The sequence below is a fragment of the Chryseobacterium sp. AG363 genome (assembly GCF_003610675.1).
GTDB lineage: Bacteria > Bacteroidota > Bacteroidia > Flavobacteriales > Weeksellaceae > Chryseobacterium > Chryseobacterium cucumeris.
Genome location: NZ_RAQF01000003.1, coordinates 559230 through 582156 on the forward strand (window position 1 = coordinate 559230; position 22927 = coordinate 582156).

The window sequence follows — 22927 nt, forward strand, 5'->3', positions numbered from 1 at the left end:
GAATATTGTTAACATTATAGTTATATTTGCATAATATTTAATTCAATACATGAAAGCACTTGTATTTCCAGGGCAGGGTTCTCAGTTCGTAGGAATGGGAAAAGAATTGTATGATTCTAGAAAAGATATTAAAGATCTGATGGAATCTGCCAATGAAATTTTAGGTTTCGACATTCTTTCCATTATGTTTAACGGTACGGATGCGGATCTTAAGAAAACAGAGGTTACCCAGCCTTCAATATTTATACATTCAGTAGCAGCATTAAAAGCAGTAAATGGTCTTGGTGCCGAAATGGTAGCAGGACACTCTTTAGGAGAGTTTTCAGCTTTGGTTGCCAACGGAGTTTTATCCTTCGATGATGGTTTGAAATTAGTTTCTGAAAGAGCGAAAGCAATGCAGGAAGCTTGTGATGCAAATCCAAGTTCTATGGCAGCTATCTTAGGATTAGACGATGCTAAGGTTGAAGAAATCTGTGCACAGATCAGCGGAATTGTTGTTCCTGCAAATTATAACTGCCCGGGGCAATTGGTTATTTCAGGAGAAACTCCTGCAGTAGAAGAAGCTTGCGCAAAACTGAAAGAAGCAGGAGCTAAAAGAGCGTTGCTATTGCCAGTAAACGGAGCTTTCCACTCACCATTGATGCAGCCTGCACAGGAAAGACTGGCCGCAGCTATCGAAAAGACAAAATTCAGAAAAGCAACTATTCCTGTATACCAGAATATCACGACAACAGCGGTAACCAATCCTGATGAGATCAAACAAAACCTGATCGCTCAGCTTACCGGTCCAGTAAAATGGACACAGTCTGTTCAGAATATGATTAAAGATGGTGCCTCTAACTTCGTGGAAGTAGGACCAGGAAAAACCCTTCAGGGATTGATCAAAAAAATTGACGGATCAGTAGAAGCTACTTCTGCAATCTAAACAAAAAATATGAACGCGATATTTTCACCGGGCAAGCTTATGCTTACTTCAGAATATTTCGCAATAGATGGAGCTCTTGTCTTAGCGGTACCTACCAGGCTGGGACAAGAGTTTTTCTTTGAAGAAAAACAAGATGGAAAATCCCTTGTTCTTTGGGAAGCCTATCATCAGAATAAACTATGGTTGAAGGCTGTCATTGATTATAAAACCTGGCAGGTCTTAGAAACCAATATTCCATCAAGTGCTGAATTTATTACCAAAACATTACAGAATGTTCAGCTGCTTTCTAATAGTAAATTCAAAACTGATCTTACTTACCATTTAAAAACCAATCTTCAGTTTCCAGCGGATTATGGGCTTGGAAGCAGTTCTACGCTGATGAATAATCTTGCGGAATGGGCAGAGATTAATCCTTTCCATCTTAACTCTATCAGCTTGGGAGGAAGTGGATATGACATTGCAGTTGCAAAAGAAAAGTCCGCAGTGCTTTTCCAAAGTAAGCCTGAGATAAAATATGAGAAAGTAGATTTTAGTCCGTCCTTTAAAAATGAACTGATTTTTATTCATTTAAATCAGAAGCAGGATAGCAGAGAGGGAATCAATTTTTACAAGTCCAAAAAGAAGTCTCCGAAATTGGTTGACGAATTTTCAGATCTTACAAAAAAAATATTGTTATGTCATGAATTGGAAAATTTTTCCGAATTAATGATGACTCATGAATATAAAATTGCCGATTTTCTTGAAATTCTCACAGTTAAGGAAAGGTTATTCTCAGATTGCCCTTCATTTGTCAAAAGTTTAGGCGCATGGGGGGGAGATTTTGTAATGAGTGCCAAATTTGGGGACTATAAGAACTATTTTTGGGAGAAAGGTTTTACAACTATTTTTGAATGGGAAAATATAATTGATTTGTAATCAGGTATTTATAATCCTGTTTTTTTATTTGCCATTCTGACTTATATCAGTATATTTAAACCACCTTTAACAAATAATTAATATTATTTTTGTTGAAAGCAATAAAGAAATAGAAAATATAAGTAAAATGAAAAACACTAAAATCATCCAGGATTTAGAGAAATTAGGGATTAAAGGAAACTATGAAGTAGTGTATAATCCTTCTTATGAAGAATTATATCAGGCTGAAGTTTCTCCTGAAAATCAGGGGTTTGAGAAAGCTGAGCTTACAGAATCAGGCGCAGTATCAGTAAAAACAGGAATTTTCACAGGTCGTTCACCTAAAGACAGATATATTGTTCAGGATGATGTTACAAGAGACACAATTTTCTGGGATGGTAAAGTAAACTTACCTACAACAGCAGAAATTTTCGGGTCTTGTAAAGAACTAGTGCTGAACCAGCTTGCAGAATCTAAAAAGATTTATGTAGTAGATACATTCTGCGGAACGAATGCGGATACGAGACTTAAAGTAAGATTTATCGTTGAAGTGGCATGGCAGGCGCATTTTGTTACTAATATGTTTATTCGTCCTTCTCATTACGAACTTGAAAACTTCGGTGAGCCGGATTTCACAGTAATCAACGGATCAAAGACTACCAACCCGAACTGGGAAGCTCAGGGATTAAACTCTGAAAACTTCATTATGTTCAACCTTACTGAAAAACTACAGATTATCGGAGGTACATGGTACGGAGGTGAAATGAAGAAAGGGATGTTTGCTATGATGAACTACTATCTTCCATTAAAAGGTATGGCTTCTATGCACTGTTCTGCTAACGTAGGAGAAAAAGGTGATGTAGCTTTATTCTTTGGTCTTTCAGGAACTGGTAAAACAACTTTATCAGCAGATCCTAAAAGATACCTTATCGGTGACGATGAGCACGGATGGGATAACAACGGAGTATTCAACTATGAAGGTGGATGCTACGCTAAAGTTATCGACTTATCTGCAGAAAAAGAACCGGATATCTTCGCTGCCATCAAGAGAGATGCTCTTCTTGAAAACGTTGTTGTTAACAATGGAGTAGCAGATTATACAGACGGATCTATCACTGAGAACACAAGAGTTTCTTATCCAATCTATCATATCAACAAAATTGTATTGCCTTCTAAAGCAGGTCATGCCAAAAAGATTGTTTATCTTTCAGCAGATGCATTCGGAGTACTTCCTCCGGTTTCTATCCTGAATGAAGATCAGGCGCAGTACCACTTCCTTTGCGGTTATACCTCAAAATTGGCAGGAACTGAAAGAGGAATTACAGAACCTCAACCATCTTTCTCACCTGCATTTGGTGAAGCATTCCTTACCTTACACCCGACAATGTATTCTAAAACATTAATCGGCAAAATGAAAGAGCACGGCGCTAAGGCTTATTTGGTAAACACAGGTTGGAATGGTACCGGAAAGAGAATTTCTCTTAAAGATACCAGAGCAATTATTGATGCCATCATTGACGGTTCTATTGATAATGCTCCTAAAACTCAGGTTCCAATTATGAACCTTGAAATTCCTACTGAATTGCCAAACGTTTCTACAGGTATTCTAGATCCTAGAGATACTTATGAGAGCGCTTCAGAATGGGAAGAAAAAGCAAAAGATCTTGCTTCAAGATATATCAAGAACTTTGAGCAGTATTGTGATACTGAAGAAGGTAAAAAATTAGTAGCTTCAGGACCTCAATTGCAGGAACAAACTATCTAATAGTTGCCAATCAACATACAAAAAGCCTCATCAGTGATGAGGCTTTTTTTTTATTCATATTTTTTACAGTTTTCAATCAGTTCGTTCTGTTCATCCAGTTTTAGGACGGTTGATTTGATTGATTCTTCAGTGAGGTATTTTATAATCATAAAGTGTTTTGAAGAAAAGTAAGACTCTTTGTCCAATATTTTATCTAAATACTGCGGGGTAGTGAAGGTCATCCCATATTTTGTTTTGTCGGAAAATTCAATACTTACTTCTATAGCATCAGATTCAATATTTTCAATTTCATCATCAATATGAATAGAAGTTATTTCCGGTTCATTGTTTAAACTAAAATAAAAATCAGAATACCACCTCAGTTTTCCTTCGTCATTCCAGATTCTTATATTTTCCGCATTTTTTTCTTCAACGATATAGTTTTTTCTTTTCGTCAATTGCCCGGAATATATTCCAATGTCTTTGCAATAAACCTTATCTTTTATCTTCATAAATTACTCTGATACTTATCCATAATTATCTGTAGAAATCTGTGCAATTCATGGGAAAAGGATAAGTAACAAAATTACTTCAAGCTTAATAAAGCCAGCCTATATCCATCCATTCCAAAGCCTGATAAAACGGCATCTGTATTGGCTGCCGTTACAGATTTCTGTCGGAATTCCTCTCTTTTATAAATGTTACTGATATGTACTTCTACTTTTGGCTTGCGAATGTTTTTCAAGCAATCAGCAATAGCATAAGAATAATGAGTAAAAGCTCCGGGGTTAATTACTAAGGCATCAAAATCATCCTCCTGAAGTCTGTTGATAAGTTCTCCTTCAATATTAGACTGGTAATATTTTAATTCATGGGTCTGGAACTCGGATCTTAAATTTTCCAAATAGCTTTCCATAGAAACATTTCCATAGATTTCCGGTTCTCTTGTGCCTAACAGATTGAGGTTAGGGCCGTTGATGATCAAAACTTTCATACCATAAAATTAAAAACTTTTTTCAATTAAAGATCAAAAATTTCTGGACAGATTTAATTTGTTGTATTGAATTATTGATAATGATATTTGTCATGTTTAAGAAAGTGGCAAAGCTTGTAACTCTTTATTGTGATGGGTTTTATTAAAAAATTACGTTAATTTTTGAAAATTTATCATGAAAAATAAATAAGTCTACTTGTTTTGTAGACTAAAAGTTTTTAGCTTTGCAACCATATTTCGATCGGCTTATAAAGAAAGATGGAGGGAACTGACCCTATGAAGTCTTGACAACCTACCCGTGGGGCAAGGTGTTACGTTCAGCCTTTTAAGGAAAAATAAGCATTTGGTTTATCGTATTTATCGATGCCCTTTGCTGATTTTTCTGCAAATGGCTAAATTTTAATATATGATAACTAAAATTGATTATGATTAGCAAAAATTTATTCAATTCTAAAGCCTGGATACCTCCCGTTGCTGCTTTTTTTCTGGGAGTAACCAGTGTAAGTGCACAGAATTCCAGACCGAAAAAAGATAGCCTTCATGAAAAGGAGATTGATGAAGTAGTAGTGGTGGCTTACGGAAAAGCTAAAAGAAACAGCTATACCGGCTCTGTAGCGACCATTTCAAGTGATAAGATTAATAACAGACCTGTAACCAATATCACCAAAGCATTGGAAGGCCAGGTTGCGGGGATTCAGACCACCAGTGCATCAGGACAGCCAGGTGCGGTTTCTACCATCAGAGTCAGAGGTATTGGTTCCATCAGTGCTTCCAGTGATCCTTTATATGTAGTGGACGGAATTCCTTTTGATGGAAACCTGAACTCCATTAGCCCAAGCGATATTGAATCTATAAGTGTTTTAAAAGATGCTACAGCAAGTGCTTTGTATGGTTCAAGAGGAGCCAACGGGATTATTATCATCACTACAAAATCAGGGAAAAAAGGAGAAGCCAGAGTTAATTTTAATATCAGTCAGGGATTCTCAGGACGAGCTGTCAAAGATTATGAACAGGTAAACACGGATCAATACTTTCAATTATATTGGGAAGCATTAAGAAACGGATATCAGTCCAGTAAAGTTTCTTCTCAGCAGGCTGCTCAGATGGCAACGGATAATCTTGTTTCTACCCTTGGAATTAATCCATATGGAACTGCTTATCCAAAACCGGTGGGAACAGATGGGAAATTATTGCCTGGTGCATCACCACTCTGGAATGACGACTGGAGAGATGTTTTACAGAGAGTGGCATCAAGAAACCAGATGGATCTTGATATCAGCGGAGGTAGTGATAAAAGTAATTACTTCTTTTCACTAGGGTATCTGGATGATAAAGGGATGGCGATTGAATCCGGTTTTAAAAGATATAATACCAGATTAAAAATCAATTCGGAAGTGAAGAAATGGTTAAATGTTGGAGTCAACTTAAGCTATACCAACAGTATTCAGCAGGCACCAACTTCTTCAGATTCCAAGGCGAGCAATATCATCAATGCCGCAAGGTTTATTCCTTCTTTCTATCCTTATTATGAAAGAAATGCTGACGGAACTTACGTTTTAGATGCTGACGGAAATCCGATTTATGATTTTGGAAAGTACAGGCCCACAAATGCACTTCAAAATCAGAATGCGGCTGCAACTTTACCATTAGACAAAAACGAAAATAAAGAAGATAACTTTTCAGGAAAAGGATTCATGGAATTCACTTTCCTGCCGGAACTGAAATTCAAAACAAGCTTCTCAGTTGATTTGGTGAATTATAACGGTCATTATTATTCAAATCCATTACTTGGGCAAGGAGCGGAAATTGGAGGTTCAGTGACGAAAACCAATACCAGAACACTATCTTATACAACCAGTAATATCCTTACGTACGATAAAAAGTTTGGAAAGCATCACGTTAATGCACTGGCAGGACACGAATTCTACAAATACGATTATCAGACGATTTCAGGAACAAGAAGTCAGTTTTCACTGCCTTATTACTATGAGCCGGATGCTGCTTCTCTGCTGGGAAGTTTCAGTGGAAACAGTAATAAATTAAGCTTATTGAGTTTCCTTGGAAAAGTAGAGTATGACTACAATAATACTTACTTTTTATCTGCATCGGGAAGAGCAGACAGCTCTTCGAGATTTGAAAAAGATAACAGATGGGGGAGATTCTGGTCAGTAGGAGGTTCATGGAAAATATCCAATGAAGAATTTATTAAAAGCCTGAATGTATTCAATCAATTGACATTGCGTGCCAGTTACGGAGGACAAGGAAATGATAAATTACTTAGACCTAACGGACAGCCGCTTTATTATGCTTATCAGGAGCTGTACAGATTTATCAGCCTTGGCGGAGAACCGGGTACAACTCTTGAAAAGACTTCCACTAATAATGTGAAATGGGAAACCAACCTTAATTTAAACGTAGGATTGGAATTCGCTATTTTGAATAACAGAGTTAAAGGGAATATCGAATACTTCAAAAGAAAAAGCCAGGATCTTCTGTTTAATATGCCGGTGGCACCATCGTTGGGTATCAGTGATTATCCTGCCAATATCGGAACCATTCAGAATACAGGATTTGAATTTTCATTGTTCACAACACCTATTAAGAATGATGATTTCCAATGGAATGTTGATGTTAACCTAAGCACTTTAAACAACAAAGTAACCAAATTACCGGGAGGTTCTCTTGTGGTGGGAACAAAGTTATTAACGGTAGGAGGTTCTGTATATGATTTCTTTATTCCGGAATGGGTGGGTGTAGATCCAAGCAATGGAAAACCATTGTGGAAAACAGTTTCTACCGATGCTAGTGGAAATTCAGTGGAAGGAACTACTTCGGAATACTCAAAAGCAACAAAACTACTGCAAGGTTCCGCATTGCCGAAACTGACAGGAGGAATCAGTACAAGCATTACCTATAAGAATTTTGACTTTTCAGGATTACTGACATTCAAAATCGGGGGTAAAATTTTAGATACCGATTATACTTCCATCATGCATAACGGAAGTGCCGGAGGACGTGCGTGGAGTTCTGAAATACTGAACAGATGGACACCGGATAATCCATATACAGATGTTCCCGCATTGAGCACAACAACAAATAACTGGACATCAACCTCTTCAAGATTCCTGTATTCAGGTACTTATGCAAGACTTAAAAATGTAAGCTTAGGATATACACTTCCTGAGGATTATTTTGAGAAAATAGGATTGAAAAAATTCAGAATTTATATCCAGGCAGAAAACCTTCTGACCTTCTACAAACATAAGGGAATGGATCCTGAGCAGGCGTTGGACGGAACAACGTATTACAGATATCCTGCAATGAGAACGATCACTTTTGGTCTTCAGGCAACACTTTAACCTTTAAAATTGAAACAATGAAACAATTAAAATATCTATCGTTTGCTCTTATCGGATTTTTGTCGCTAGCAAGTTGTGAAAGTGAGCTGGATACAGCTCCTACTGATCAGGCCAGCAGCGTAGAAGTTTTCAAAACAGCCGAAAGTGCCGAAACAGTGGTGAATGGTACCTGGGCAAAATTTAATAATGATGGAACAACCTATGCCAATATCGGGTATTCCACTGTGTTGAGAGCCAGTGATGCCATGGGAAGTGATGTGGCAGTACTGACTAATAAATATGGTTTCGCTTCTGCCTATGCCTTTACAGAAATGGTGAACAGTACAGCAAGCCGCCCGCTGTTTATCTGGACGATGTTGTATTCCACAATTAATAATATGAATAATGTGATTACAAGAATTGATGGAACGGAAGGCAGCCAGGAGAAAAAGGATCAAGTGAAAGGACAGGCAAAAGCCTTACGTGCTTTCTGTTACCTGAATCTGGCGAGCTTTTATCAGTTCAGCTATCTTAAAGACAAATCAGCATTGACAGCCCCGATTTATACAGAACCTTCCACAACAAGCACAGTAGGGAAGAAGAGAGCAAGCCTTGAAGAAATCTATACATTGATTAAAAGTGATCTTACTGATGCAGACAATCTATTGAAAACTTATACAAGAAATAATAAAGATAAGATTAATCGTGCTGTAGTCAACGGACTTCTTGCCAGAACTTACCTGAATACAGGAGAATGGAGCAAAGCTTCAGCATCAGCAAAAATCGCAAGGGAAGGATTTTCTCTCATGGCTCCGGAAAAATATAAGGATGGATTCAATGATATCAACAACGCAGAATGGATCTGGGGACATGCACAGACCCAGGAACAGTCTGATGAAAGTTATGCCTTCCATTATCTGGATGTATCTTCCTCAGGAAGTTATTATTACAGCTTTATGGCGGATCCTTATTTTAAAGACCTTTTTGATACTAATGATATCAGATCTCAATTGTTTTCATGGGACGGACAGAAAGGTAGAGAAGGATTGCTGAGGTATGCCAAGTTTAGATTTAAACCCACCCTTATCGCAGATATTGTGTACATGAGAGCTGCAGAAATGTACCTGATCGAAGCTGAAGCCGAAGCTAGAAACGGAAATGTTTCTCAGGCAGTAGCCGTATTGAACCAATTGAAATCAGCAAGAAATGCCAATATTTATAATGGGTCGTTATCACAAAATGCTGTGGTAGATGCAGTGTTGATCGAGAGAAGAAAAGAATTATTCGGAGAAGGATTTTCCCTTTCAGATATTATCAGAACGCAGGGTACAGTAGTAAGAAAACCGTTTGTAGATGCTGATGGAAAACCTATAAAAGTTCAGATTACTACACCGGACGGAACTGTGAAAACAGTAGACGGTAAAGGGCATTCTGTTCTTGATTTCCCGGATAAATCTGCTTTTACACCCAATAGTAATTATTATTTATTCAGTATTCCACAAAGAGAATTTGAGAATAACCCGAATTTATAAGATTTAGTCCATAATTAGATTGATTTTTTTAAGCCACTGCTTTTGCGGTGGCTTTTTGTCTTTAAGAATTTTTGTATAAGTCATTGAAAAGTATCCACTCTCCAATTAAAGATCTTGTTATTTTACGGGCAAAGTTTTTCTTTTCTCAAAAATGGAAACTAAACCTTCATTAAAAATAATCTTATTACCATCTATTTTACCATTAGTTACTCTCCTTGTATACCAATTTTTTGAATCTGGAGATTTTCCAAATTGTTCTAGTTGGATGATATTATTTTTTATTCTATACTTTCCTCCATAATAAACAGAATTTTTTCCTCTATGCTCATCAAATTTTCCAAAATACATAAGTGATTCATTCTTGAAAAAACCATCATTATGAAAAATAATTATCCTTGGATTCTTCATTTCTCCTTCATTGTAATATCTCCCCTCAAAGACCTGAACATAATATGTGGTAGTATCAATTTTTTTTAAATCTTCTTCAGAAGGTTTTTCTTTAAATGAATATTGTACTTTATCATTTAATAAGGGTTCATCATATTTATCTTTTTCTATTTTGTATAGTTTTTGTCCACAGCTGTTTAAAAATACCATCATGCAGAGTATTGAAAAAATATATTTAATCATAATCAAAAATTTTTTATTTGTATGCTATAGTGGAAAGGTCAGGTTGTTTCACTTCATTTTTATTGAAGCGAACAAAAGGTGATCAAGAGAATATTTCATATATGCTTTTTGATGTTGAGTTATTTTTTATTTTCAATGATATGAATTTTATTTTTATCATAAAGGACTGGTATAGTATTTGTGAATAAGTTTTTCCGTAAAGAATATTGGGTAAATGCTCAATAAATAATTCATTTTACAAAAAATCTCTACCTTTGTACCATGAACCTCTTAAGATGGATACTGGCAATTTATTTCATGGCGCTATCATTGATGCCATGTGCTGATGTGTCTCATCCACAGAATTCCGGGAATAAAATAGTTTCCCTGAGTGTTCAGGAAAACCATTCAAAAGAAAAAGGAGATATCTGTTCTCCGCTGTGTGCCTGCAGCTGTTGTCAGATAACAGTTTCAGCATTTAAGATGGATCCTTTACTGGAGATTCCCGAGCAGATTCCTGCTTACTTTTCAAAGAAGATTTTATTCCACAAAAACGACTTTGCTTATCAGGTTTACGATCCTATCTGGCAGCCTCCTAAAATTTAATTTTTATTGATTTTTAGAAAGTTATGCTTTCTGGTACTTATTCGTGCTTGAAACTTTGCAATACCATTGCAGAGTTTTTCAGGATATTTTTGCTGCAGTATTTTATACTGTGTGCATTCACTTTTCAATAAAAATTAAATACAAATCGTGTTAGATAAAATTATAAAATTCAGTATCAAAAACAAGGTGATCATTGGATTGATGACGTTGGTGCTGATCATCTGGGGAACATGGAGTGCCACCAGATTACCGATAGATGCTGTACCGGATATCACCAATAACCAGGTACAGATTATTACCGTATGTCCTACATTGGCAGGACAGGAAGTGGAACAGCTGGTGACCTTTCCTATTGAACAGAGTATTGCCAATGTTCCCGATATTCAGGAAACAAGAAGTATTTCAAGATTTGGGCTTTCTGTGATTACAGTAGTGTTCAAAGAAAATGTAGATGTTTACTTTGCGAGACAGCTTATCAATGAACAGCTTAAAAATGCTGTAGAAGAAATTCCCAAAGGTGTAGGAACTCCCGAGCTGGCTCCCGTAAGTACGGGTCTTGGAGAAGTCTATCAGTATATTCTTCACCCTAAAAAAGGAAGCGAAAAGAAATACAATGCCAAAGAGCTCCGTACCATGCAGGACTGGATCGTTCGCAGACAACTGAACGGAACACCGGGAGTAGCGGAAATCAACAGTTTCGGAGGAGAATTAAAACAATATGAAGTGGCTATTGATCCCAATCGCTTAAAGGCAATGGGAACAAGTATCACTGAAATTTTTACAGCGCTCGAAAAAAACAATCAGAATACAGGAGGAGCTTATATTGATAAAAAACCCAACGCCTATTTCATCCGTGGAATTGGTTTGGTTACCTCTTTGGAAGACATTAAAAACATTGCGGTTAAAAATGAAACAGGAAGCGTTCCGATTTTTATAAAAGATGTTGCTGATGTTCGTTTAGGAAGTGCCGTTCGCTACGGAGCCTTGACTTATGATGGAAAGGTAGATGCTGTGGGTGGAGTAGTCATGATGCTGAAAGGGGCTAATAGTAATGAAGTGGTCAGCAATATCAAAGCAAAAATTCCGACCATTCAGAAATCTCTTCCTGATGATGTTATTATAGAGCCATTTCTGGACAGAACAGACCTTGTAGACAGAGCCATCAATACCGTACAGAAAAACCTCATCGAAGGAGCACTGATCGTTATTTTCGTTCTTGTCATTTTTCTTGGAAACCTGAGAGCCGGGCTTATCGTGGCTTCGGCCATTCCGCTTTCCTTGTTATTTGCTTTAGGAATGATGAATGTTTTCGGGGTAAGCGCCAATCTGATGAGTCTTGGAGCCATAGACTTCGGGTTGATTGTAGATGGTGCCGTGATTATTGTAGAAGCAACCCTGCATCATTTAGGCGTAAGGAAATCGACCTGTGCTTTAACACAGTCTGAAATGGATGAAGAAGTATTCCTTTCTGCCTCAAAGATCAGAAGCAGTGCGGCTTTCGGAGAAATCATCATTCTTATCGTATACATCCCGATTCTTACTCTTGCAGGCGTAGAAGGAAAAATGTTTACTCCAATGGCAAAAACAGTAGGATTCGCCATTCTGGGAGCATTGATTCTTTCCCTGACTTATATTCCGATGATGAGCGCTTTGTTTTTATCTAAGAAAATATCCCACAAAGAAACCTTCTCTGATAAAATGATGAACCGTTTGCAAAAGGTATATCAGCCCCTACTGCAGAAAGCTATCAAAGTAAAATATATTATCGTGTCAGCAACGGCTGTCGTTTTCCTTATCTCTGCTTTTATCTTTAAAAATATGGGTGGGGAGTTTATCCCGCAGCTGCAGGAAGGAGACTTTGCATTCCATTGTATTTTACCGCAGGGGAGCTCACTGAGTCAGAGTATAGAAACCTCCATGCAGGCATCAAGAATTATCAAACAGTTTGATGAGGTGAAAATGGTCGTTGGGAAAACCGGTTCTGCTGAGGTTCCTACAGATCCTATGCCTCCTGAAGCAACCGATATGATCGTAGTATTAAAACCGCAAAGTGAATGGAAAACCAAGAAATCCTACAACGAACTCGCGGATGAGATCAGTGAAAAACTGGAAACCATTCCAGGAGTATTTTTTGAGAAAAACCAGCCTATTCAGATGCGTTTCAATGAGTTGATGACCGGGATCAGACAGGATGTGGCGGTAAAAATCTTTGGAGAAAACCTGGATTCTTTAGCGATGTATGCGGATAAAGTCGGTAAAATCATTCAGACTGTAGATGGAGCTACGGCACCTCAGATTGAAAGGGTGAGCGGTCTTCCACAAATCAACGTTCAATATGACAGAACAAGAATAGCCAATTACGGATTGAATATCGAAGATGTCAATAATGCAGTAAGCACAGCCTTTGCAGGAAAAGCTGCCGGACAGGTATTTGAAAATGAAAGACGTTTTGATCTGGTTGTCCGCCTGGACAGTCTTCACAGAACCGATATTTCAGATGTGAATAACCTGATGATAACATCCGCCAGCGGAGCTCAGATTCCATTGTCACAGGTGGCTAATATAAGTTATAAGCTGGGGCCGGCACAGATCAGCCGTGAACAGGGAAAACGGAGAATTGTGATCGGGTTCAATGTAAAAGACCGTGATGTGGAAAGTGTGGTGAAAGATATTCAGGCAAAACTGGAGAAGGTGAAACTGCCTTCTGGTTACTACTTTACCTACGGAGGTCAGTTTGAAAACCTGCAGGAAGCAAGCCAACGTCTGATGATCGCTGTTCCGGTATCATTGCTTCTTATTTTTATGCTGCTGTATTTTACTTTCCGCTCATTCAAGCAGGCTGCATTGATCTTTACAGCGATTCCTATGAGTGCGATCGGTGGTGTATTTGCCCTTCTTGTAAGAGATATGCCTTTCAGTATCAGTGCCGGAATCGGGTTTATTGCTCTTTTTGGAGTAGCGGTATTGAACGGAATTGTTTTGATCGGAACATTCAATCAATTAGAAAAAGAAGGTGAAACGGATATTCTGAAAAGAGTCTTTGAAGGAACGAAAACCAGATTGAGACCGGTATTAATGACGGCTACCGTAGCTTCATTGGGATTTTTGCCAATGGCTATTTCCACCGGAGCCGGAGCTGAGGTACAGAAACCTTTGGCGACAGTAGTAATTGGGGGTCTGGTAACGGCAACATTCCTTACATTATTCGTTTTACCGATGCTGTATATCATTTTTAACACAAAGATTTTGAAAAGAAAAAATAATAATACGGGAATGTTTACAGCAGTTCTTGTTGTAGGATTGATGATGCTGGGACAGACTTTTAAAGCACAGTCCAGACCTGTTTCTGTGGAACAGGCGGTAGAGCAGGCTGTGAATAATAACTTAACCCTGCAGTCAAAAGACTTAAGTATTAAATCTGCCGAAGCATTAAGACCAACAGCAAAAGAACTTCCGAAACTAAGCTTTGAAGCTCAGCTTGGACAATACAACAGCCCGAAGTTTGACCAGTCGTTTGCGATCTCACAGAGTATTCCTTTTCCGACAATTTTTAAAGCAAGAAAAGATTTAATCAGTGAGAATATTAAAAGCAAGCAGATTGATAAGGAGATTACAGCCAATGAGCTGATAAAACAGGTGCGTACCTACTATTACCAGATTGAATACCTTCAGTATAACAAGGCCCAGCTGACCAGTCTGGATCAATATTATGAAGAGTTTATCAGAATTGCGACCGTGAGATTTAAAGCAGGTGATATCAAGAAAATAGAAATCAGTACTGCAGAAACCCAGAAAGGAGAAATTGATCTGCTGCTCAGACAAAATGAAGTTTATCTGAATAACGCTTACAAGAATTTAAAAACCCTGATGAACACTTCAGAAGATATTGAGGTTCCGTTTAACAAAGATTATGCTCCTTTAAAAGCAGAAAATGTCCTCGACAGTGCTGTGGTTGCCAACAATCCTACGGTAAAAGCTTTTTACCAGGAAATGGAGATCGCCGAAAAAAATAAGAAAGTTGAAAAATCCCTCGGACTGCCAGATTTCAGTTTGGGATACACCAATCAGTCTTTGATAGGTCTGCATACCATTAACGGACAGGAGAATTTTTATAATTCAGGAAAACGTTTTCAGTCAGCAACAGTAGGAGTAGCAATACCGTTAACATTTGGAGCGACGAAAGCAAGAATTCAGGCGCTCGAATATGAAAAACAGGTCGCTGAAACCAATGCTAAAATGCAGCAGAAACAGCTTTCTGCTCAGTTGGAAAATGCCTTCAGCCAGTATCAGCAGGATTTACAGCAGTATGATTACTATACAAGCCAGGCATTGCCTAACGCAGAGAAAATTGTAAAAGCAGCTCAGCTAGGATATAAAACAGGAGAAATTTCCTATGTGGAATATCTTTTTGCCCTGCAGACTGCCACAAATATCCAGTTGAAATATCTGGAATCCATCCAGCAGGTGAACCAATCTGTAGTTACTATTAACTCCATTATAAACAAATAATATGAAGTCGCTGCTTATAAAACTTTATGCCGTATCAATAAAAACAATGGCATACAGCATCAGACAAAATACATTTTTACTTATGAAACTCAAATATAATATCATCCCTCTCGCCCTGATCTCAATCTTACTAACAAGCTGTGGAAAAAAAGAAGCTTCGGAAGAAAAAGCTCCTGAAAAAACAGAACAGAAAGAACAGGCTCACGAAGAAGCTCCACAAACAATAGCTTCCCTTACAGAAGAGCAGATGAAGTCTGTAGGAGTGGCTTTAGGAAATGTAGAAATGAAAGAGTTGACATCTACCATAAAAGCTAATGGTTTGCTGAGTGTACCCAACAGCAATAAAGCAACCATCACTTCTCTGTATGGAGGAATCATCAAAACCATCAATATTCAGGTGGGAAGTATCGTAAAGAAAGGACAGGTCATTGCCACCATTGCCAATCCGGAATATATCCAGCTTCAGGAAGATTATCTGACTACCAACAGTAGAATAACCTATGCAGAACAGGAATACAGAAGGCAGAGAGAGCTTTTTGATAATGATGCAGGCGCAAAGAAAAATCTTCAGAGTGCCGATGCTGAACTGAAAACACTAAGAACAAAAAGAGCATCCCTTCTAAAACAGCTTCAGATGATGGGAATAAGCCCTGGAAAAGTAAGCAATGGAAATATGAAATCCGGTTTGGTGATTACAGCACCCATCAGTGGAACAATCAGCAGTATTACCGCACAGATCGGAAGCTATGTGGATATTTCTTCTCCTGTTGCTACAGTAATTGATAACGGTTCTATTCATCTCGATCTTCAGGTTTTTGAAAAAGATCTTCCTAAAATGAGAGTAGGACAGATTGTTCATTTTAAACTGACGAACAATCCGGAAACCGAATATGATGCAAGAATTTACAGCATAGGATCTTCTTTTGAAAACGAAAGTAAAACCATCTCTATGCATTGTGAAGTGATCGGAAACAAATCCGGTCTGATTGATGGAATGAATATCACCGGAATTGTAAGCCTTGATAAAAGCACAACTCCTGCAGTTCCTACAGAGGCCATTGTAGAAGCAGATGGGAAATATTTTGTATTTGTCCAGACCGATAAAAAAGCGGAGGAAGAACACAAAGAAAAAGGAAAACCTCATCCGAAAACCTTAAACTTTGAGAAAATAGAAGTGGTAAAAGGAACTTCCGATATGGGATATACCGCGATAACTCCGGTAGGAAATATTCCTGACAATGCAAAAATAGTAGTAAAAGGAGCATTTTTTGTGAATGCAAAACTGGTAAATTCCGGAGAACACGAACATTAATGAAAGCTACCGGAACCAGTAAATTGTCGATTTTAATCCTTACATTAGAGCTGTTTACGTAATTTTTTATTGAATGAAAACGGCTGGAAAAGTGAAAATGATCTCACCGAATTTTAATAAATAACCCGATTATGTTATTAAACAAAAAAATATCAGTCTGGTATTTCATCCGTGAAATAAAAACCCAAATTCTGTTGATGGGAATATTTTCCGTCACTATTGATCTTTTGGACGAATTGCCATGGTTTCGCAAGATCTCACTGCCTTTAAATATTCCGGCACTCCTGGGAACAGCAGTATCATTACTGCTGGCCTTCCGTACTTCCCAATCCTACGAAAGATGGTGGGAGGCAAGAACAGTTTGGGGTGCTGTTGTCAACGATTCCAGAACTTTTGTGAGACTGATCATTCAGTTTATGCCGGCAGGAGAAAATAAAGTAATAAAAAAGTTTGCCGAAAGACAGATCATCTGGACTTATGCACTTGGAGAATCACTGAGAAAACTTCCATTTTCTGAAAAAGTTCAGCAGTATCTGGATCAACATCAGATCAAAGCAGCCAACATTCCCAACGCAATTCTGGACGAACACTCCAGACAGCTGAAAGAAATTGCAGCTTCCAAAGGACTGACCGATTTTCAACAGATGCAACTCAATGATATCATTACAAGACTATGCGACAGTATGGGAAAATGTGAAAGACTGAAGAATACAGTCTTTCCACGCTCATACAGTGTTTTAGTTCATATTCTGATCTATGTTTTTGCCGCCATCCTTCCGTTTGGACTCGATGATTCGCAGCTGTTGGTAGAAATTGCCATTACTTTCCTGGTTCCGGTGACATTCATTGCCATTGAAAAAACATCCATCATTATGCAGGATCCGTTTGAAAATAGTCCTGTAGATACACCCATGACTTCTCTGGCACGGACCATAGAGATCAATATCAGACAGATGATCGGTGAGCAGAATGTTCCCCCAAAAAAAGAAAATACATCTTATTATGAAATGTAATTAAACCATACACAATATGGAAAGTAAACCAACACAAACCGTTTCTGCAGGAAGCAGACATAAAAAGAACCTTCTGATTGTTCTCTGCCTTAGCGGAACCTATCTCATTGCTGAGGTAATAGGAGGAATCATTACCAACAGTCTTGCATTGTTGGCTGATGCAGCTCATATGCTGACCGACGTGGTAGGATTATTGCTGGCATATATTGCCATTAAAATAGGAGAAAGAAAAGCAGATCCTTCCAGAACATATGGTTATTATCGGACAGAAATATTAGCAGCCGTAATCAATGCAGTGGTGTTATTGGCCATTTCGATCTATGTTTTGTTTGAAGCCTATCAGCGTTTTCAGAATCCGCCGGAAGTACAAAGTAAATCAATGCTGATTGTAGCCGGAATCGGATTGATCGTTAATATTGTCGGAATGATGATTCTCAGAAAAGATTCAGAAGGTAGTCTCAATATGAAAGGTGCATACTTTGAAGTACTTTCAGACATGCTTACTTCAGTAGGAGTAATGATAGCCGGAGTAATTATGCTGACAACAGGCTGGTATTATGCCGACCCGTTAATCTCAGCTGCCATCGGATTATTAATCTTTCCAAGAACATGGAGGCTGTTGAAAGAAGCCATTAATGTTTTGCTGGAAGGAACACCTAAAGATGTGGATATTCATGCACTTCGCCAATCATTGGAGAGCACTCCCGGAGTGAAAGATGTTCATGATCTGCATGTCTGGTCGCTAACATCCAGTGTCAATGCGATGAGCGCGCATGTTGTAAAAGAGAATGGATATTCCCAGAATCAATTATTAAAAACATTGACAGATACTACGGTTAGTAACTTTAAAATCAGTCATACCACTTTTCAGATTGAAGAAGAAGGCTATGAAGAAACTGAAGCCCATCTGTAACCATTTAAAAGCTTACAATGAAAAAAGATATAGAACACAAACTCATTGATAAAAATACCAAACCCACCAGTATGAGGATTTTGGTATATGATTTTTTAAGTTCTCAGGAAGCTGCTTTATCCCTTTCTGAAATAGAAAATCATTTTGATAATGCTGATAGAATTACCATCTACAGAACCTTGAAAACCTTTGAAGAAAAAGGAATTGTTCACAGCATTCAGGAAAATACAACCACAAAATACAAACTCTGCGAAGACGATTGTGATGAAAAAACACACAAAGACTGGCATCTGCATTTTTACTGTAAAATATGCAAGCAGACTACCTGCAAAGAAGATATTTCTTTCCCTGAAAATATCCAGACCAATTTCAGGATTGACGAAATAAGACTCTTTGCCAAAGGAATCTGCGAAAACTGTCTTGAAAGTTTGCAATAGCATTGCATCAGTCTCATCTTTACATTTGTATAAAAATATTCAGTTATGGAAAAATGCTGTAGTACAACCCCGGAAAAACCAGATACAAAAGGACACAAACATAACCATGCAGAAGGAGACGGACATGACCATGACGGACATGATCACTCTCATGACTCCGGAGGTCAGACGGTCTTTCAGATGTTTGTGCCGGCCATTATATCCTTTATCATCTTATTATTGGGAATTGCCTTTGATAACTATATAAAACCTGCATGGTTTACAGGCTGGGTACGGTTAGTATGGTTCCTGGCAGCTTATATTCCTGTAGGATTTCCGGTATTGAAAGATGCTTATAAAAGTATCATTAAGGGAGATGTGTTTTCAGAATTCTTTCTGATGAGCATTGCAACCATTGGTGCTTTTGCCATCGGAGAATATCCTGAAGGAGTAGCAGTAATGCTTTTTTATGCGGTAGGAGAAGTATTTCAGTCTATGGCGGTTACCAGAGCCAAAGGAAATATAAAAGCATTATTGGATCAGCGTCCTGATGAGGTAACGGTTATGGAAAATAATCAGCCCAAGACTATGAAGGCTAAAGAAGCTAAAATTGGAGACGTCATACAGCTGAAACCCGGTGAAAAACTGGCGCTGGATGGGGAATTGCTTTCAGATTCGGCTTCATTCAACACGGCAGCTTTAACGGGAGAAAGTAAACCCGATACCAAAAATAAAGGAGAAATAGTCCTTGCCGGAATGATCAATATGAACAGTATTGCTCTGGTAAAAGTAAATACCGCATATGAAGACAGTAAACTGAGTAAAATCCTGGAATTGGTTCAGAATGCTACGGCCCAAAAAGCCCCTACAGAATTGTTCATCAGAAAATTTGCGAAAGTATACACGCCCATCGTGGTATTTCTTGCCGTTGGAATTTGTTTACTGCCCTATTTCTTTGTGAGCGATTATCAGTTTAGAGACTGGCTGTACAGAGCATTGATATTCCTTGTGATTTCCTGTCCTTGTGCCCTTGTTATTTCCATTCCATTAGGATATTTCGGAGGAATTGGTGCTGCTAGCCGAAACGGAATCTTATTCAAAGGAAGTAATTTCCTGGACAGTATTGCAGAGATTCAGAATGTGGTAATGGATAAAACAGGAACCATGACGGAAGGCGTATTCAAAGTTCAGGAAGTAAGTATGAGCCCTGAATTTAATAAAGAAGAAATTCTTCAGCTGGTTAATGTTCTTGAAAGTAAAAGTACCCATCCGGTGGCAACAGCAATTCACAATTATGTTGGAGAAATCAATCACAGCATTCCTTTGGAAAATGTAGAAGAGATAGCTGGTCACGGATTGAAAGCGATTATTAACGGAAAAGAACTTCTGGTTGGGAACTTTAAGCTGATGGATAAGTTCAACATTCGTTATGATCTTAACCACTCCAATATTGTATATACGGTAATTGCGGTGGCTTATGATAAAAAGTTTGCAGGTTATATCACTATTGCAGACAGCATCAAAGAAGATGCTAAGGAAACCGTAGACAAGCTGCATAAAATGAATGTGAAGGCAACAATGCTGAGCGGTGATAAAAGTACCGTTGTGAAATATGTAGCAGATCAACTGGGTATCGACAATGCATTCGGGGACCTGTTACCTGAAGATAAAGTAAACAAGGTTAAAGAAATTAAAGCCAGAAACCAGACGGTAGCTTTCGTAGGAGACGGAGTGAATGATGCGCCTGTAGTGGCTTTAAGCGATGTAGGAATTGCGATGGGAGGCTTGGGAAGTGATGCCACCATTGAAACTGCAGATGTAGTAATTCAGGATGATAAACCAAGTAAGATCCCAATGGCCATCAATATCGGAAAACAAACTAAAAAGATCGTTTGGCAGAATATTGTCCTTGCCTTTGCTGTAAAAGCTGTTGTTCTCATCCTGGGAGCCGGTGGATTAGCAACCATGTGGGAAGCTGTGTTTGCCGATGTAGGAGTAGCATTGCTGGCTATTTTAAATGCGGTGAGAATCCAAAGAATGAAATTTTAACAAGCAAATAATAAACACAACTCAATTATATTCAATAAAAGCTCTGCTGAATCTCAGTAGGGCTTTTGTTTTTAAACTTTATCGGAGATAAAATCCTTGCGTCTTAAAACAGTAAGCATTTTAAAAAGAACTTGAGACTTGGCGATTTCCAACAAAACAAAGAATATAAAAAAGCTCTGCCAAAAACATCAGCAAAGCTTTTATCAACAAGATTAAATTGTATATAAAGAACTAAATTTTTATTTAGGTCTAAAGTCTTACTCAAAGTTCGGGATAAAATTATTCCGGTGACAGGCACAGTTTTGTGATTTTTATAGGTAACAGTAGATAAGCATAATGACATTCATCATAAATCTGTTATAAAACAGTTTTGAAGTAGTATATTTGTAACAGAGAACAAAATCGTTGAGGTTATTCATTTCCATATTCATCATTTTTACCGTTGCATTACGTCCTGTTTTGCCATTGGTAAATTATGCCGTGAATTATGATTATATTGTGAAAAACCTTTGTGAGAAGAGAAATGTACCACAGTCAACCTGTAAAGGAAAATGCTACGTGGAAAAAGAGCTGGCTAAAACAGAAAAACAGTCCAATAGCTCCCAAACCATAAAGATTGCTGGATTAGATGTTTTTATTTCTCACGATATCCTTTCCTTCTCCGCTCATTTGAATTCGGAATCACTTTCTGAAATTCCCGATTCAAGTTATTTTAATTCTCATTCTTCAGAATACTTTTCAAGGATTTTCCATCCTCCGTTGGTTTAATTTTTATTATAAACTATATTTTTAGTTTGTAAGATGGAAGTTTATAAAGCTTTCATTAGTAAACCATTAAAGATGCATTCTATAATTCAAATGAACCATTGTAAGCAATAAGAAATACATCAGTTCTTCTTGAGAATTGTTGTGCTTTTTTCAGACTTGTATATGGTATCATAACTTTATTTAACATTATTAATTTCAATTTAACATTAAAATGAAATCTCCTATAATTTTGACTGCCTTGCTGTCAGTATCATTACTGTCGTGTGCCAAGGAAACTCCTCAGGTAAAGCATGCAAGCCACATGGACTCCTCGGGGAAGAAAATAGAAAATGTACAGGTAGTGAACGAAGAAGATCCTGTCTGCCACATGAAAACTGCCGGATCTATAAAAGATACTGCTGTGTATAAAAATAAAACGTACGGTTTTTGCAGTGTCTCCTGCAAAGGTGAATTCAAAAAAAGTCCTGAAAGATATGCCCAAAAATAAAAAGACCAAAAATAAAAGTAAAGTGATCATACCCATTGCGGTATTTGCATTGCTTTTCCTGGGAATAGGTGTGGGAATGGGGTATTTTAAAAAGAACCTTTATACTGTGATGAAAGTTCCGGACTTTGAACTGACAGATCAGAACAGTAAAAAAGTTACCAATAAAGATATGCTGGGAAAAGTATATCTCGTAGAATTTTTCTTCAGCAAATGTCCTACGATATGCCCGGTGATGAATACCAATATGAAGGCCATCCAAAACCAGATTAATGATCCCAACTTCGGCATTATCTCCATCAGTATTGATCCGGAAAATGATACGCCTGAAGCTTTGAAAGAACATGCGCAAAGAATTGGTGCAAAATCTCCGAACTGGCATTTCCTGACCGGAGACCGTACCTATATTGGAAAACTTGCGGATCAGTTTAATATCTACGTAGGTGATAAAGAAGATGAAGGAGAAAGCCTGAACCACAGCGGAATGATTGCGCTGGTAGATCAGGAAGGAAATATCCGTTGCAGATACAACAAGGAAAATATGCCTATTCTGTATTACTCAGGACTGAATTATGGAGATCCGGAAGGTAAAACACCAATGCTGACAGGAAAATATCACCCGGACAGAGAAATTCTGATTGAGGATATTAAAAAATTATTGAAATAGAGAGGAAGGGAGCCGGAAGCTGGAAGTTATTCCAGACGATGAAGCTCTAGCAGTTTTTTGAGATGGCTGTAAAAGGAAATAGAAGTTGAAGAAGTTAGGCTATAACATCAATTACTTCCAGCATCGATCACCCATCCTCCCGCTTAAAAAGAAA

The 22927-nt window shown here is 37.9% G+C and carries 18 protein-coding genes and 1 riboswitch; of the genes, 15 read left to right on the forward strand and 3 right to left on the reverse strand.

The genetic code is table 11. The annotated features are described in order from the left end of the window. Positions 1 to 49 precede the first annotated feature (49 nt). From fabD to pckA, 3 genes are all read left to right on the forward strand, one after another. A complete protein-coding gene (gene fabD / locus DEU39_RS15435; protein ID WP_079240177.1) occupies positions 50 to 925 on the forward strand; it encodes an ACP S-malonyltransferase in 876 nt (291 codons plus the stop codon). Between the two features lie 9 nt (positions 926 to 934). After that, entirely contained in the window at positions 935 to 1840 is a 906-nt protein-coding gene (locus DEU39_RS15440) for a GYDIA family GHMP kinase (RefSeq protein ID WP_120232547.1), read from the forward strand. 127 nt (positions 1841 to 1967) lie between these two features. Continuing rightward, on the forward strand, positions 1968 to 3584 hold the full coding sequence (pckA, locus tag DEU39_RS15445) for a phosphoenolpyruvate carboxykinase (ATP) (RefSeq protein WP_062673465.1): 1617 nt from the start codon (positions 1968 to 1970) through the stop codon (positions 3582 to 3584). A gap of 50 nt (positions 3585 to 3634) precedes the next feature. Here the strand turns inward: pckA and DEU39_RS15450 are convergent, their stop codons facing one another. After that, positions 3635 to 4075 (reverse strand): hypothetical protein, encoded by a 441-nt coding sequence (locus DEU39_RS15450; protein WP_120232548.1) that lies wholly within the window; start codon positions 4073 to 4075, stop codon positions 3635 to 3637. A 74-nt stretch (positions 4076 to 4149) separates the two neighbouring features. After that, complete coding sequence (locus tag DEU39_RS15455; protein ID WP_120232549.1) at positions 4150 to 4557, reverse strand: type II 3-dehydroquinate dehydratase; 408 nt, start codon at positions 4555 to 4557, stop codon at positions 4150 to 4152. A 243-nt stretch (positions 4558 to 4800) separates the two neighbouring features. Further along, positions 4801 to 4899: riboswitch (SAM riboswitch) on the forward strand. A gap of 83 nt (positions 4900 to 4982) precedes the next feature. Here DEU39_RS15455 and DEU39_RS15460 point away from each other — a divergent pair. After that, positions 4983 to 7916: a SusC/RagA family TonB-linked outer membrane protein gene (locus DEU39_RS15460; protein ID WP_120232550.1), complete on the forward strand. Its 2934-nt coding sequence runs from the start codon at positions 4983 to 4985 to the stop codon at positions 7914 to 7916. Between the two features lie 17 nt (positions 7917 to 7933). Next, positions 7934 to 9427 carry a RagB/SusD family nutrient uptake outer membrane protein gene (locus tag DEU39_RS15465; protein WP_120232551.1) on the forward strand — a complete coding sequence of 498 codons (1494 nt, stop codon included), beginning with the start codon at positions 7934 to 7936 and terminating at the stop codon, positions 9425 to 9427. A 117-nt stretch (positions 9428 to 9544) separates the two neighbouring features. Here DEU39_RS15465 and DEU39_RS15470 read toward each other — a convergent pair whose 3' ends face one another. Next, on the reverse strand, positions 9545 to 10057 hold the full coding sequence (locus DEU39_RS15470; protein ID WP_147367598.1) for a hypothetical protein: 513 nt from the start codon (positions 10055 to 10057) through the stop codon (positions 9545 to 9547). Between the two features lie 261 nt (positions 10058 to 10318). Between DEU39_RS15470 and DEU39_RS15475 the strand changes: the two genes are divergently transcribed. The 10 genes from DEU39_RS15475 to DEU39_RS15520 all read left to right on the forward strand — a co-directional run bounded on the left by DEU39_RS15475 (position 10319) and on the right by DEU39_RS15520 (position 22773). Then, positions 10319 to 10642 (forward strand): DUF6660 family protein, encoded by a 324-nt coding sequence (locus DEU39_RS15475; RefSeq protein WP_120232553.1) that lies wholly within the window; start codon positions 10319 to 10321, stop codon positions 10640 to 10642. A gap of 147 nt (positions 10643 to 10789) precedes the next feature. Next, complete coding sequence (locus tag DEU39_RS15480) at positions 10790 to 15151, forward strand: CusA/CzcA family heavy metal efflux RND transporter (protein WP_120232554.1); 4362 nt, start codon at positions 10790 to 10792, stop codon at positions 15149 to 15151. Positions 15152 to 15233: 82 nt separating this feature from the next. After that, positions 15234 to 16463 (forward strand): efflux RND transporter periplasmic adaptor subunit, encoded by a 1230-nt coding sequence (locus DEU39_RS15485; protein ID WP_062673799.1) that lies wholly within the window; start codon positions 15234 to 15236, stop codon positions 16461 to 16463. Between the two features lie 131 nt (positions 16464 to 16594). Next, a complete protein-coding gene (locus DEU39_RS15490) occupies positions 16595 to 17476 on the forward strand; it encodes a bestrophin family protein (RefSeq protein WP_120232555.1) in 882 nt (293 codons plus the stop codon). A gap of 16 nt (positions 17477 to 17492) precedes the next feature. Further along, positions 17493 to 18389: a cation diffusion facilitator family transporter gene (locus DEU39_RS15495; RefSeq protein WP_120232556.1), complete on the forward strand. Its 897-nt coding sequence runs from the start codon at positions 17493 to 17495 to the stop codon at positions 18387 to 18389. A 17-nt stretch (positions 18390 to 18406) separates the two neighbouring features. Beyond that, the gene (locus DEU39_RS15500; RefSeq protein WP_002983024.1) at positions 18407 to 18826 is read left to right on the forward strand and encodes a Fur family transcriptional regulator; all 420 of its coding nucleotides are present in this window, start codon (positions 18407 to 18409) and stop codon (positions 18824 to 18826) included. A gap of 378 nt (positions 18827 to 19204) precedes the next feature. Then, positions 19205 to 20854: a heavy metal translocating P-type ATPase gene (locus tag DEU39_RS15505; RefSeq protein WP_410493220.1), complete on the forward strand. Its 1650-nt coding sequence runs from the start codon at positions 19205 to 19207 to the stop codon at positions 20852 to 20854. Positions 20855 to 21259: 405 nt separating this feature from the next. Further along, entirely contained in the window at positions 21260 to 21622 is a 363-nt protein-coding gene (locus DEU39_RS15510) for a hypothetical protein (RefSeq protein WP_062673489.1), read from the forward strand. A 211-nt stretch (positions 21623 to 21833) separates the two neighbouring features. Continuing rightward, on the forward strand, positions 21834 to 22109 hold the full coding sequence (locus tag DEU39_RS24445) for a YHS domain-containing protein (RefSeq protein ID WP_062673491.1): 276 nt from the start codon (positions 21834 to 21836) through the stop codon (positions 22107 to 22109). Further along, positions 22096 to 22773, forward strand: coding sequence for an SCO family protein (locus DEU39_RS15520; protein ID WP_120232654.1), 678 nt, complete (start codon positions 22096 to 22098; stop codon positions 22771 to 22773). Before DEU39_RS24445 ends, DEU39_RS15520 begins: the two co-directional genes overlap by 14 nt. The last annotated feature ends 154 nt before the right edge of the window (positions 22774 to 22927 follow it).